The sequence below is a fragment of the Mesorhizobium wenxiniae genome, from assembly GCF_002284535.1.
Lineage (GTDB): Bacteria > Pseudomonadota > Alphaproteobacteria > Rhizobiales > Rhizobiaceae > Mesorhizobium > Mesorhizobium wenxiniae.
In genome coordinates, this window is record NZ_NPKH01000039.1 from 417085 (window position 1) to 429239 (window position 12155).

The 12155-nt window shown below is 63.1% G+C and carries 12 protein-coding genes; 3 read left to right on the forward strand and 9 right to left on the reverse strand.

Annotated elements, in window-relative coordinates; all coding sequences use genetic code 11:
* Window positions 1-47 precede the first annotated feature (47 nt).
* The 3 genes from CIT31_RS32230 to CIT31_RS34545 form a co-directional block, all read right to left on the reverse strand.
* A complete protein-coding gene (locus tag CIT31_RS32230; protein WP_095521823.1) occupies window positions 48-854 on the reverse strand; it encodes a 3'(2'),5'-bisphosphate nucleotidase CysQ in 807 nt (268 codons plus the stop codon).
* Window positions 841-2184 carry a TldD/PmbA family protein gene (locus CIT31_RS32235; RefSeq protein WP_095521898.1) on the reverse strand — a complete coding sequence of 448 codons (1344 nt, stop codon included), beginning with the start codon at window positions 2182-2184 and terminating at the stop codon, window positions 841-843. Before CIT31_RS32235 ends, CIT31_RS32230 begins: the two co-directional genes overlap by 14 nt.
* 115 nt (window positions 2185-2299) lie before the next feature.
* Window positions 2300-2509 (reverse strand): hypothetical protein, encoded by a 210-nt coding sequence (locus tag CIT31_RS34545; protein ID WP_095521824.1) that lies wholly within the window; start codon window positions 2507-2509, stop codon window positions 2300-2302.
* 10 nt (window positions 2510-2519) lie between these two features.
* Here CIT31_RS34545 and CIT31_RS32245 point away from each other — a divergent pair, with 10 nt between their 5' ends.
* Genes CIT31_RS32245 through CIT31_RS32255 form a run of 3 tightly spaced genes read left to right on the forward strand, consistent with a single transcriptional unit; the run spans window position 2520 to window position 4693 of the window.
* Window positions 2520-3593 (forward strand): glycosyltransferase family 2 protein, encoded by a 1074-nt coding sequence (locus CIT31_RS32245; protein ID WP_095521899.1) that lies wholly within the window; start codon window positions 2520-2522, stop codon window positions 3591-3593.
* Window positions 3568-4260 carry a class I SAM-dependent methyltransferase gene (locus CIT31_RS32250; RefSeq protein WP_095521825.1) on the forward strand — a complete coding sequence of 231 codons (693 nt, stop codon included), beginning with the start codon at window positions 3568-3570 and terminating at the stop codon, window positions 4258-4260. Before CIT31_RS32245 ends, CIT31_RS32250 begins: the two co-directional genes overlap by 26 nt.
* Window positions 4261-4309: 49 nt before the next feature.
* A complete protein-coding gene (locus CIT31_RS32255) occupies window positions 4310-4693 on the forward strand; it encodes a GtrA family protein (RefSeq protein ID WP_245316540.1) in 384 nt (127 codons plus the stop codon).
* Here CIT31_RS32255 and CIT31_RS32260 read toward each other — a convergent pair.
* The 6 genes from CIT31_RS32260 to CIT31_RS32285 form a co-directional block, all read right to left on the reverse strand.
* Window positions 4690-5322 carry a hypothetical protein gene (locus CIT31_RS32260; RefSeq protein ID WP_095521827.1) on the reverse strand — a complete coding sequence of 211 codons (633 nt, stop codon included), beginning with the start codon at window positions 5320-5322 and terminating at the stop codon, window positions 4690-4692. The two genes, CIT31_RS32255 and CIT31_RS32260, sit on opposite strands and share 4 nt — an antisense overlap.
* On the reverse strand, window positions 5309-6472 hold the full coding sequence (locus CIT31_RS32265) for a hypothetical protein (RefSeq protein WP_095521900.1): 1164 nt from the start codon (window positions 6470-6472) through the stop codon (window positions 5309-5311). Before CIT31_RS32265 ends, CIT31_RS32260 begins: the two co-directional genes overlap by 14 nt.
* Window positions 6473-6582: 110 nt before the next feature.
* On the reverse strand, window positions 6583-8592 hold the full coding sequence (locus tag CIT31_RS32270; RefSeq protein WP_095521828.1) for a glycoside hydrolase family 127 protein: 2010 nt from the start codon (window positions 8590-8592) through the stop codon (window positions 6583-6585).
* A 27-nt stretch (window positions 8593-8619) separates the two neighbouring features.
* On the reverse strand, window positions 8620-9477 hold the full coding sequence (locus tag CIT31_RS32275; protein ID WP_095521829.1) for a carbohydrate ABC transporter permease: 858 nt from the start codon (window positions 9475-9477) through the stop codon (window positions 8620-8622).
* Window positions 9477-10403: a carbohydrate ABC transporter permease gene (locus CIT31_RS32280; RefSeq protein WP_095521830.1), complete on the reverse strand. Its 927-nt coding sequence runs from the start codon at window positions 10401-10403 to the stop codon at window positions 9477-9479. The genes CIT31_RS32275 and CIT31_RS32280 overlap by 1 nt, the downstream gene beginning before the upstream one ends.
* A gap of 376 nt (window positions 10404-10779) precedes the next feature.
* Window positions 10780-12033: an ABC transporter substrate-binding protein gene (locus tag CIT31_RS32285; RefSeq protein WP_095521831.1), complete on the reverse strand. Its 1254-nt coding sequence runs from the start codon at window positions 12031-12033 to the stop codon at window positions 10780-10782.
* Between the last annotated feature and the right edge of the window lie 122 nt (window positions 12034-12155).

The following is a 12155-nucleotide window of genomic DNA, read 5'->3' on the forward strand; positions in this document are numbered from 1 at the left end:
ACAGGTCTAGACCAAAGCCGCCGACTTTGGAACCATTGATGATATGTTCAACCGTCCAGTCCTGCGATGATGCCGGAGAGCACGGCGAGCAGTTCGCCGCTGCCGGCAACCAGCGCGCCGTGGTGGATCACTTCGCCGGCGTAGCGCGGTGCACGGCCATTCTGGTCGAGCAATGCGCCGCCGGCCTCGCGCAGGATGAGATCCGCCGCGGCGATGTCCCAGTCATGGGCGTTGGGTTTGACGAAGGTCGCGTCGAGCCTGCCATTGGCGACCATCGCCAGCCGGTATGCGAGCGAGGGAATATAGGGCACGCGGCTCAGCCGGCCCTGCCATTCCGCCGGCATCAGCCCTATCAATGGCTTCGGCCCGCCGATTTCGACCATTGCTGCTGGGCGGCGCACGGCAATGCGACGGCCATTCAGGAACGCCCCCTCACCGGGCAGCGCCCAATAGGTCTCCTCGGTGGCGGGACATTCGAGAACGCCGGCAAGGGTGCGGCCGTCCTCGACCACCGCGACGCTGACGCACCAGGAGCGAAGGCCTTCGAGGAAGCCGCGCGTGCCATCGATCGGATCGACGACGAAGGTGCGGCGGGCGGCAAGCCTTGCCGGATCGTCGGCCGTCTCCTCCGACAGCCAGCCATAGTCCGGCCGCGCTGCAAGCAAGGTTTCGCGAAGATAGGCGTCGGCGGCGTGATCGGCCTCGCTCACCGGCGAGGTGCCGCCCTTCATCCACACCTGCGGATTGTTGCCGAAATAGCGCATGGCGATGGCGCCCGCCTCGCGGGCGGCGTCGCGCAGCAGTGGCAGATCCTCGCGAGCCCCGGCGGAGGTGACCTGGTCAAGCTCCGGCAAGGGTCATGCCTTCGATCAGAAGCGTTGGTGCGGCGGTGCCGAAATTGCGATCGAGATCGCTCGCCGGAACCATGTTGAGGAACATGGACTTCAGGTTCGAGGCGATGGTCACTTCCGCAACCGGATAGGCGAGCTCGCCATTCTCGATCCAGAAGCCGGAAGCGCCGCGACTGTACTCGCCAGTCACCATGTCGACGCCCTGGCCGAACACTTCGGTGACGTAAAAGCCTGATTTGAGCGACTTGATGAGGTCTTCGGGCGTCCGCTCGCCCGGCTCGATAGCGAGGTTGGTTGATGACGGCGAGACGGAGGAGCCGTTGCGCGAACCGCGCCCGTTGGTCGTCAGCCCCAATTCCCGCGCGGCCGAGGTTGAGAGGAACCAGTGGTTCAAAACGCCCTTCTCAACCATGAGCAGCTTTTCGCCTTCGATGCCTTCACCGTCGAACGGACGCGACGCCTGGCCGCGGAGCCGGAGCGGCTCGTCGGTGACGGTGATCGCGGCCGCCGCCACCTGCTTGCCCATCATGGCGCGCAGAAAGCTGGTCTTGCGCGCGACGGACGCGCCGTTGATGGCGCCGGCGAGATGACCGGCAATGCCGCGGGCGACGCGCGGGTCGAACACCACATCGACCGGCCCGGTCGCCGCCTTGCGCGCGCCGATGCGCCGCGCGGCGCGTTCGCCGGCCTTACGGCCGATGTCCTCGGGCGCGTCCAGGTCGGAGAAATGCTGGCGCGAGGAGAATTCATAGTCGCGTTCCATGCCGGTGCCCTCGCCGGCGATCACGCTGGTCGAGCGCGAAAAGCGCGACGCGAGGTAGTGGCCGACAAAGCCGTGCGAGGTGGCGAGCACCAGCCCGCCAAGCCCGGCGCTGGCGCCGCTGCCGGCCGAATTGGTAACGCCCTTGACGGCAAGGGCCGCCGCTTCCGCGGCCAGCGCCGCTTCCTTCAACTGGTCGGCCGAGACTTCCGTCGGATCGAACAGATCGAGGTCGCGCGGCTTCCTGACCAGCAAGGCCGGATCGGCGAGGCCCTGATAGGGATCTTCCGGCGAGACTTTCGCCATCGCCACGGCGCGCTCGGCTAGCGCTTTCGGGTCGGAGGCAGCGGTTGCCGAGACGCTCGCCACGCGCTTGCCGACGAAGACGCGTAGCGAAACATCCTCGCTCTCGGACGCCTCGGTGCCCTCGACCTTGCCAAGCCGCACCGACACGCCGGTCGAACGGCCGCGCACCGCAACCGCGTCGGCGGTGTCGGCGCCGGCCCGTTTGGCAGCCTCGACCAGGGCCGCGACGCGGTCGGTCAATTTCGCTGAGTCCAGCGTATCGGTCATGTGCATAGTCCTGTTTTCCCGCCGGGCGGCCGCTCCGCACCATCTATTGTTCCGTTGTGGCTTGTGCAATGGCAGAAGTGGCAAGCAGGATAGATCGGCCAGCAGACACTCGGCTTTAAGCGGCATGATCGGAGCGGGTCCTCAAAGGCTGCTTCGCATCGATTTCGGACTGGCCGATGGCCCTTTGACGCCGTGCTCCGACCACATGCGGACGTGCGATTGCGGTAACGCCGTTGTCCTTTCCACTCATGATCGGCACCTGCCCGAAACCGCTAAATTTAGCGATTTCTTGTGTGTCCTTGGAACTTTGTAGCTTGCGTTCCATTTTCAATCGCATGCGAGACTCTGTGATCCAAAGCATCAGGACTGCGGTGAACGTGTCGCCGCCGCGGTACTCGCTGGTCCTCCCCATATACAATGAAGAACAGGTGCTGCCTCGACTGATCGAGCGGATCAGTTCGCTGATCTGCCGGTTGGACGGCGAGGCTGAGGCGATCTTCGTCGATGACGGAAGCCTCGATGGGAGCGTCGAATACCTTCGGAACGTCGTCGCCGTCGAGCCGCGCTTCCGGTTGATCGAGCTTTCCCGCAATTTCGGCCACCAGGTCGCGATCACGGCAGGCATGGACGTGGCTGCGGGTGATGCCGTCATCGTCATGGATGCCGACCTGCAAGACCCGCCGGAGGTGGTTCTCGATCTGGTGGCGAAGTGGAAGGAAGGCTTCGAGATCGTCTATGCCCGCCGTGTCAAGCGTGAGGGCGAATCCTGGTTCAAGCGCTTGACGGCGAGTCTCTTCTACCGCCTGCTGGAGAAGATGACGTCGGTCGACATCCCGCGCGACGTCGGCGATTTTCGCCTGGTCGGGCGCAAGGCTCTGGAAACCTTCAAGCAAATGCCCGAACATGATCGTTTCGTCAGGGGCATGTTCGCCTGGATGGGTTTCAAGCAGACGGCGGTGCCTTTCGAACGCCCCGCGCGGACCCTTGGCCAGACCAAATACCCATTCTGGAAGATGATGCACCTTGCCGTTCACGGCATCGTCAGCTTCTCCGAGAAGCCACTGCGCATGGCGCTGTGGGGCGGATTGGCCATCTCCGCGCTTGCGATGGTGTTCGGTATCTTCGCCATCTTCGCCTGGATTTTTGAAACCGGCATCATTGCCGGCTGGACATCCACTGTGGTGATCGTGTCGCTCCTTTGCGGCATCAATCTTTTCATGACCGGCGTGGTCGGGCTCTATGTCGGCGGTATCCACGCCGAGGTCAAACGCCGTCCGCTTTACGTGGTCGATCGGGTCGCCGGCTTCAACACGGTAGTGCGTGCTGCCACCCCGGGTGATAGCCGTCGATCGTTTCGGAAACCCAGAAACGGAGCCTCGGCCGATGGCCGAACTCTTCGACAGCTATAAATCAAATTATGGCGAGGCGGTCGCAGGATCCATCCGGTTTTCCGGCCTCAAGCACGACTTCTTTCTGATCGCCAAGGCCGACCTGCTGCGGCGTCTCGTGGTCGAGCGAAGGCTTCGGCAGGGTGGTGCCGGTGTGCGGGCGCTGGATGTCGGCTGCGGCGTCGGGTCGCTCCACCCTTATCTCGAAGGCGCCTTCGAGCGCCTGGATGGCTGCGACGTCTCGGAGGAATCGATCCTGCGAGCCGGCCAGGTCAATCCAGGTGTGACCTACCGCGCCTGTACCACGCCGAGCCTGCCTTACGAGGACGGCGCGTTCGATCTGGCTTTCGCCAGTTGCGTCGTCCATCATGTTCCGCCCGTCTCCTGGCTCGATTTCTTCCGGGAGATGCGGCGCGTGGTGCGGCCGGGCGGCGTCGCCTGCATCATCGAACACAATCCCTATAACCTGCTGACGCGTCTTGCGGTGTCGCGGTGTCCATTCGACCAGGACGCGGTCCTGCTCAACGCGGCCAAAGCAAGGTCCCTCTTTCAGGAGACGGGCTTCAGCGATATCCGATCCGAGCATTTCCTGCTGCTGCCCTCGGCCAGGCCCTTCGCCCGAAGACTCGAACGCGTGCTCGCGCCCATGCCGCTTGGAGCCCAGTACGCGTGCAGTGCGTATGTCTGAGGGCCGTTCGACCGCCCGCATCGGGCTGAAGCTGCTGGCGCGCTTCGGGTTGGTCGGCATCGCCGCGACAATCCTGTATGCTGCCTTGGCTATCGGTTTGGTCAAATCGGAATGGATCGGCTTCTCGCCCGTCCAAGCATCGCTTGCAGCTTACGCCGCGGCTGCCGTGTTCTCGTATCTCGCCCATAAGTCAGTAACGTTCATGTCGAGCGGATCGCACCGATCGGAAGCTGCGCGTTTTCTCCTGCTGACGGCGATAGGCTTCGCCGTGGCTTACGCTGCGCCGGCGCTTTTGACCGCGAAACTCGGCCTGCCGCCCATCATTGCCATTCTGGTTACATGCCTGCTTATTCCAGCGGGCAATCTGCTCATGCTGGACCGATGGGTTTTTGCGCAGCGTAGACCCGGCCAGCAAGGCGACCGCTCTACCTAATCCACCTCAATGGCATCCAGCCGGAACGATGCCAGTTTGATGGAGCGCTTATAGATGTTGCTGGCGGCCGGAGTTGGCGGAATGCCGTCGAGATAATCGAAGGCAATTTCGAGTGTATCGGCCTTGCAGAGCGCCGCCGATGGAATGACGAACGAGACCGTTCGGGGTTCTTTGCCAGACAGCGTCACCGCATGCGCCCGAACACCGTTCACCGAGATCACAACCCTCTGCGTGATCTGTGGAGGACGAATGACGGCGGCCATCTGCAGCGTGGCTGTCAGCCCGTTGCGCAGCGGCGGTATCTTCACGCGGAGCCGCGAGGTCTCGCCCAGGGAATGGGTGCCGTCGGCGACGGGTCCCGACCAGCCGCAGACCTTTATGCCGGCTGCCTGCTTGGCGCCGTCGTTCCGGAACGATACCGTCTGACCAAGTGTGTAGCTGCCGACGGCATCGCGATTGAGGCAGGTCGTCGTCCGATCGATGTAATAGGCGCGATAATCGGCATTGACGTTCGGATTGAGAGCAAGCGCAAGGATGACGATCTCGGACCCGGCCAGAACCGCCGCGAGCGCGTAGCCGCCGAGCGAGGCGGCGCGTCTGTAAGGCCCCAGAGTGTCAGACCAAGGCAAGGTAGCCTCCGATCCACGCCACCGTCGTGAAATAACAGGCGCCGAGGAAGAGAACCAAAGCTGCGAGCCAAATGAGCCTCGACGCCGACAACAGGACGACGAGCATCATTGTCAGAGGCGCTAGCCCAATGACGTATCTGACCATCGAGGCCAGATTGGTGATCAGCGGCAGGATGATGCAGAGCGCGCAGAAGAGTGCCGCGCCATATTGCCTGCGAGCCGCCAGAACGGCCGACAGCGCCAATCCGGTGATCGCGGCCAGCGCGCTCCATTGCGGCGCCGTGGGCAGCCATCCGGTGGTCGGAACAGCTGAGAGCCCGTCCCATAGAAAGACCAGCGGATTGCCGGCCACTCGTCCGAAGGCGCGCTGGATGTGCAAGAACGCAAAGCCGTCCCCGACCGTAAGGTAAAGAAACAGGATGTAAGCAAACAAACCGGCAGGCGAGATGAGGACAGCGACCAGCAGATCCGGCCGGCCAAGCACCCAGCGCGGGAAAGACAGCGTCGACCCGCCCTGCTCGCGGTGCTCCCTAAATATTTGAATCACGGTCGCAAATACGACGAAGACCCCGACGAGCCTGGTCGCCGACAGCAGCGCGGATGAAACACCCGCGGCGAGATAGCTGGAGCGCTTGAGCGCCAGAAAAACGCACGAGGTCAGGGGCACGAAAAGAGGTTCGCTCAGGAAGGTCGTGAAGTGAAAGGAGAACGGGCCGCTCAGCAGAAAAGCGCAATACAGCACATAAGCGCGCATGTTCTTGTCCAGCAGCGGCCATGCCACCAGACAGGCGGCGTAGCTGCACGCAATCGATGTGATCGTCGCGATCAGTATCGTAGGGAAAGGGAAAACAGACCGGATTGCCGCCACCAGCATCGGGTAGAGCGGGAAGAAGCCCCAGCGACCGACATTGCTGTGGTCTGGAATGGGAAAGCGCTCGTAACCTTGTTCGCTGATGCCGATATACCAGGCGCAATCCCAGCGGCAGAGCGCACGGGCATAAGCCTCGAAACCTGTTTCCTCCGACACAGAAGCAAATGCTGCATAGCGAATAGCCAGTCCGCTGATCACGAACAGCAACGGCACCGCTGCGACGGTCAGGACCATGGCGCGAGCGCCAGCGCTCGCACGCGCGACATCTTCGAGCGCCAACTCTGCCTCCACCCATTCGAGTGGCTGGCGCCACTCTCCCCTCTAAATTAGCGCCGCCGGGGCAAATTCAAGACATCCCTTTCGTCGGCGGCATCATCTTCGTCCCCGGATCACGAGTCTCTCAGCCAGACGAGCATCTCGCCGGGATCGCGGTTGTCCCAGGCAAAATACGGCACGGCGGTGATTTTTGCTTCCTCCACCGCCGGCGGTTCGGGGCGGTAGAGGCCGTCGTCCCAGCCTTCAAACACCTCTTTCCTGGCAACAGCCGAAAGCGTCACGACGCCGCCCAGAAGGTTCGGCTCCTCGCACGCCTCGATCTGTGCCGTCCGTGGCAAGGCGATGCGGTGCAGCTGGCCGGCATTGTCGGTCTCCTCGACGCAATAGATCAGCGGACCGCGGGCAAGCGCGACGCGGCCGATATCCTGCCGGACCTCCGGATTGGCGTAGAACCGATCGACGGCCATTTCGAGGTCGAGCTCGACCTGGTCACCCTTGCGCCACTCGCGCCGGATCGCGGCATAGCCGTCGTTGGTTACGCTACCCAGATCGACTGCCTCCCCGTTCACCTTGAGCGCGGCCTTGCGGCACCAGGCTGGCAGGCGCAGGTGCAAGGTAAACTCGGTCGGCGCCTCGGGCTCGATCGTGATCGAGACTGCCCCGTCCCACGGATAATTGCTGGCCTGGGTCAGCTCTATTTGCGTCCCCGCGATATCGAAACGAGCCGTGCTGTTTCCATAGAGATGGACGGCGAGTGCATCGTCCGACAGACTGTAGAAATAGCTGCCGATCGAAGCCACCATGCGCGCGATATTGGGCGGACAGCACGGGCAGCGATGCCATTTCCAGCGGTTGTGCTCCCCCCGGCTTTCCAGCGGATTTTCATAGAAGAACAGCGAGCCGTCGAGCGACAGGCCCGAGATCGAGCCGTTGTAGAGAGCTCGCTCCATCATGTCGGCGTAGCGGGCATTCGGACCCATGCCGAGCATGCGGCTTGCCCAGAACACCAATCCGACCGAAGCGCAGGTCTCGGCATAGGCGGTGTCATTGGGCAGGTCGTAGTCGGCGGTAAAACCCTCATTGTGCGAGGACGGTCCAATGCCACCGGTGACGTAGAGGTTCTTGGTCGTGAGATCGTCCCACAGCCGGTCGAGCGCCACCCGCAGCGTGTCGTCGCCATATTCGGTGGCGATATCGGCCATGCCCGAATAGAGATACATCGCCCTGACCGCGTGGCCGACGACCTTGTCCTGATCGCGCACCGGCTTGTGCGACTGGCTGTATTCGTAGGTCTTGAAATGATAGGCTCTCGGGTCGGCGCCGCGGGCACGCGCCTCCTCGTCGAAATAATGCGGCTGTTGGCCTCGCTGGTCGATGAAGTATCTTGCGAGGTCCATGTATTTCTGCTGGCCTGTGACCCGCGCGAGCTTGACGAGCGCCAGCTCGACCTCTTCGTGGCCGCAATAACCCTTCTTCTTGCCGGGCTCGGGACCGAACGTCTCGGCGATATGGTCGACATAGCGGCACATGATGTCGAGCAGCTTGCGCTTTCCCGTCGCCTGGTAATAGGCGACCGCACCTTCGATCAGGTGGCCGGCGCAATAGAGCTCGTGACAGTCGCGCAGGTTGGTCCAGCGCAGGCCGGGCTGGATGCGCTGGTACCAGCTGGAGAGATAACCGTCGGGCTGCTGCAGCTTGCCGTACATGTCGATCACGGCGTCGATCTTCTTCTCCAGCGCGTCATTGCGGCGGCGATACAGCGAATAGGCCGCGGTCTCGATCGTCTTGCCCCAATCGCTGTCCCAGAACATCTGGGTCGTCACCGTAGATCCAGTGAACTCGTTGCCGGCGGTGGCTGCCTCGTCCGGCGAGGGTGAGTGGAACGGAATGACGACGCCCGGCGATGGCCGGTCCGGGTCGATCTGCTCCAGCATGCGCGCCTCGACGCAGCGCTCATAGAGGATATCGGCGGTCCTGGTCGCGACGGCATCGACGCGGTCGCCCCAGAAGCCGCGCACATCGACCTGCGGCACGGGCAGCGGACGGAAGGCGAGTCTTGGCTTGCCCAACTTGCCGGTTTGGCCCGGCGTAGTGCCCTGACTGACGGATTGCGATGCGGTCATCAATTTACTCCGGTTCGATTCGATTGGTCACTTCACGGCCCCTGCCATGAGGCCGCGGATGTAGAAGCGCTGCAGCAACAGGAAGAGCACCAGGCATGGCACCATCATCACGGTGACGCCGGCCTGCACCGCGCCCCAGTCGATGGCGCCGAAGCGGCCGGACTGCAGCGCCGTCATCATGATCGGCAGCGTGAATTTGGACTGGTCCGTCATCAGCACCAGCGCCGCCAGGAATTCGTTCCAGGCGCTGAGGAATGCGAACAGCGCGATGGTGACGATGCCCGGCCAGACCAGCGGCAGCATCACCCTCAGCAGCATGGTGACATTGTTGGCGCCGTCCATGCGGGCGGCTTCCTCGATCTCGCGCGGCACCGCGTCGAAGGCGTTGCGCATCATGAAGATCGAGAACGGCAGCTGCAGCGTGACATAGACGCAGACCAGCCCGGTCAGCGTGTTGTGCAGGCCGATCTTGGTCAGCACCAGGAAGATCGGCGTCAGGATCGACTGGAACGGGATCATGATCGTCGACAGGATGACGACGAAGAGCAGGTTCTTCAGCGGAAAGCGGAAGCGCGAGAAACCGTAGCCGGCCAGCACGCTGACGATCACCGACAGCACCACCGTCATGACAGAGACATAGATGCTGTTTTGCGCCGGCAGCCAGAGGCCATCGCCGAAAGTGTTGAGCGTGGCGTAATTCTCGACCGAAAAACCCGTCGTCGGCCAGGGCGGCAGCGGCGGCTGACGCGACTCCTGCGCCGGCTTGAACGCCGAAAGCACGGTCCAGACGATCGGCGCCAGGAACAGCAATGAGGCGATGATGCCCGTCGAGTGCTCGGCGATCTGCATGCCGATGCGGGTTCTGCGGCTCCTTGCCTGCGCCATCAGTCAACGCCCTCCGGTTGGCGCAGCAGCCGCAGCTGGATCAGGCTGAGCGCGACCAGGATGATCAGCAGGATCATCGACAATGCGGCGCCGTAGCCGAGCTTGAACGACACGAATGACTGGTTGAAAATCCAGTAGACGGCAGTCAGCGTCTGGTTGCGCGGCCCGCCGCGCAGGATGATGTAGAACTGGTCGAAGGCGAGCACCGAGCCGGCAACCGACAGGATCAGCGCCAGCGCCAGGGTGCGGCGCATCAACGGCAGAGTGATGGCGCGAAACCGCGCCAGCGGCCCTGCCCCGTCGATCATCGCCGCCTCCTGCAGATCCGGCGGGATGGATTGCAGGCCGGTCATCAGGATGATCATGGTGAAGCCGGCCACCTTCCAGACGACCATGGCGATGATCGACCAGAAGGCCGGCTGGAACGTTGCCAGCAGATTGACCTTCTTCTCGGTCAGGCCGAGTTCGAAGGCGGCCGGGCTGAACAGGCCGGAATCGACATTGAGAAGCCAAGACCAGAGCAGGCTGGCCGAGGCGAAGCCGATGACCGCCGGCATGAAGAAGGACGTCCGGTAGAAGCCGGTCAGCGGCCGCGGCCTTTCGATGAAAAGCGCCAGCGGAAAGGCGACGGCGAAGATCGCGATCGTCACCACCACCGTGTAGTAGCCGGTGAATTTGAGTGCGTTCCAGAACCTGGTGTCGCGCAGGATCGCCCAGTAATTGTCGAGGCCAATGAAGCTGTGCGCGCCCATCAGCGGCCAGTTGTGCAGCGACATCCACGCCGTCATGCAAAGCGGGATGATGAAGAAGACGACGACAAGGGCGACGGCCGGCGCGACGTAGAGCAGGCCGATCCACTGCCGGCGACCGGCGCCGACCAGTTTGCGGCGACGCGCTGGGGTGGAAATTGCTGCGATGGAGGTCATGCCTGTCCGCTCGCCTTCCCTTCTCCCCTTGTGGGAGAAGGTGGATCGGCGCGCAGCGCCGAGACGGATGAGGGGTGTTGGACGGAGTGCTGTCGGAGCCAAGCTGGAGCACCCCTCATCCGTCGCCTTCGGCGACACCTTCTCCCACAGGGGGAGAAGGGGGAGCCACGCACTGGCGCGGTGATTGCTGCGATTGATCTCATGGCTGCTCTTCCATTAGCGCTACGTCCCCCTCCCCCTTGAGGGAGGGTCCGGCGAAGGCCGGGGGTGGGGTCCTCCGCGAAGCGCGCCGACGCAAAGAGAACGTCGAGCACTGCCGCAACGACCCCACCCGGACCTGCGGTCCGACCTCCCCTCGAGGGGGAGGTAACGGCGCCTACTGTTGCGGCGCCGAGTCGATGATCGACTGCATGGTTTCCTGCGCGTTGGCGATGGCGCCGTCGACGTCTTCGCCGAAGAAGACCTCGTTGACCATCTGGTTCCACGGACCGTTGGCGGAGTTGATCAGGTCGTTGAACACCACCGAATAGGGCGTGCGGCCCTTGGCCATGGCCTCTGCGGCGACCTTGTAGCGCGGGTCGAGCTCCTTCAGCGCCTCATTGGCGATGTCGCCGCGCACCGGAAGGCTGCCATATTTCGCCAGGATGGTCTGGCCTTCGAGCGAATAGGCGAAATCGAGGAACTCCTTCACCACCGCGGTCTTGGTGGTGCCCTTGGTGACGACGAAATTGTCGCCGCCGGCGAACGACGACCAGCCGCCATCCTTGCCAGGCAGGAAGGTGACGCCGTAGTCGATGTCTGGGTATTGCGTGTTCAGCGCGCCGATGGCGAAGGCGCCGGACGGCGAGATACCGATATTGCCGGCGGCAAACGCAGCAAAGAAGTTGGAGCCAGTGTCGGTCTGCGCGCCTGCCGGCACCAGGTCCTTCTTGACCATCGAGCGGTAGAGGTCGATGGCGCCGCGCAGCTGCGGGCTGTCGAGCGTCGCCTTCGAGCCGTCCTCGGTGAGGATGTCGCCGCCCGAGGCCCAGATCAGCGGCGTGAAGGTGAAGATGTTGCAGCCGCCGCAATTGCCGGAGAAATAGAATCCCTTGGTGTCGCCGCCAAGCGCGTTGACCTTTTCGGCATAGGCTTCGATCTCGGCCCAGTTGGTCGGGCCCTTTTCAGGGTCGAGACCGGCCTGCTTGAACAGCTTCTTGTTCCAGATCAGCACCGAACTATCGGCGGAGAACGGCAGCCCGTAGATGCGGCCCTTGTAGGTGCCGGTCTTGACATGCGCCGGCGACAGGCTGGCGAAATAAGGCAGGGATTTCGCCCAGTCGGTGATGTCTTCCAACTGGCCGGCGGCAGCGAAGGACGGCGTGTAGATCAGGTCGAGCGACAGCGCATCGGGTGCTGTGCCGCCGGCGGCGGCCGCGCCGTATTTCGGGATGATCTCGGCATTGGGGATGATGTCCAGCTTGATCTGGTTCTCATGCCCCTTGTTGAAGGCCTCGACGATGCGCGGCATGAAGTTCGAGCCGTCGGCGCGAACCCAGATGTTGGCGGTCTCGGCTGCGGCCGGCCCGACTGCTGCCAGCGTGGAAAGAATGCTCGCGGCAAAGGCGAGCCCGGTAATTATGGTCCTCATGTTCTCCTCCTCAGGTTTCTGTTTCCTGTAACCGCGCTCCCAAGCGGGTGGCTATCGGCACGGCTGCCTTTAGTTTCATGCATGTCATTATCCCAAAACCGCTATGCACTTTTGGGCGACAT

Coding starts and splice junctions, on each gene's coding strand:
- CIT31_RS32235 (WP_095521898.1), bottom strand. CDS start 2,184: ATGACCGATACGCTGGACTCAGCGAAATTGACCGACCGCGTCGCGGCC.
- CIT31_RS34545 (WP_095521824.1), bottom strand. CDS start 2,509: ATGGAACGCAAGCTACAAAGTTCCAAGGACACACAAGAAATCGCTAAA.
- CIT31_RS32245 (WP_095521899.1), top strand. CDS start 2,520: ATGCGAGACTCTGTGATCCAAAGCATCAGGACTGCGGTGAACGTGTCG.
- CIT31_RS32250 (WP_095521825.1), top strand. CDS start 3,568: ATGGCCGAACTCTTCGACAGCTATAAATCAAATTATGGCGAGGCGGTC.
- CIT31_RS32270 (WP_095521828.1), bottom strand. CDS start 8,592: ATGACCGCATCGCAATCCGTCAGTCAGGGCACTACGCCGGGCCAAACC.
- CIT31_RS32275 (WP_095521829.1), bottom strand. CDS start 9,477: ATGGCGCAGGCAAGGAGCCGCAGAACCCGCATCGGCATGCAGATCGCC.
- CIT31_RS32280 (WP_095521830.1), bottom strand. CDS start 10,403: ATGACCTCCATCGCAGCAATTTCCACCCCAGCGCGTCGCCGCAAACTG.
- CIT31_RS32285 (WP_095521831.1), bottom strand. CDS start 12,033: ATGAGGACCATAATTACCGGGCTCGCCTTTGCCGCGAGCATTCTTTCC.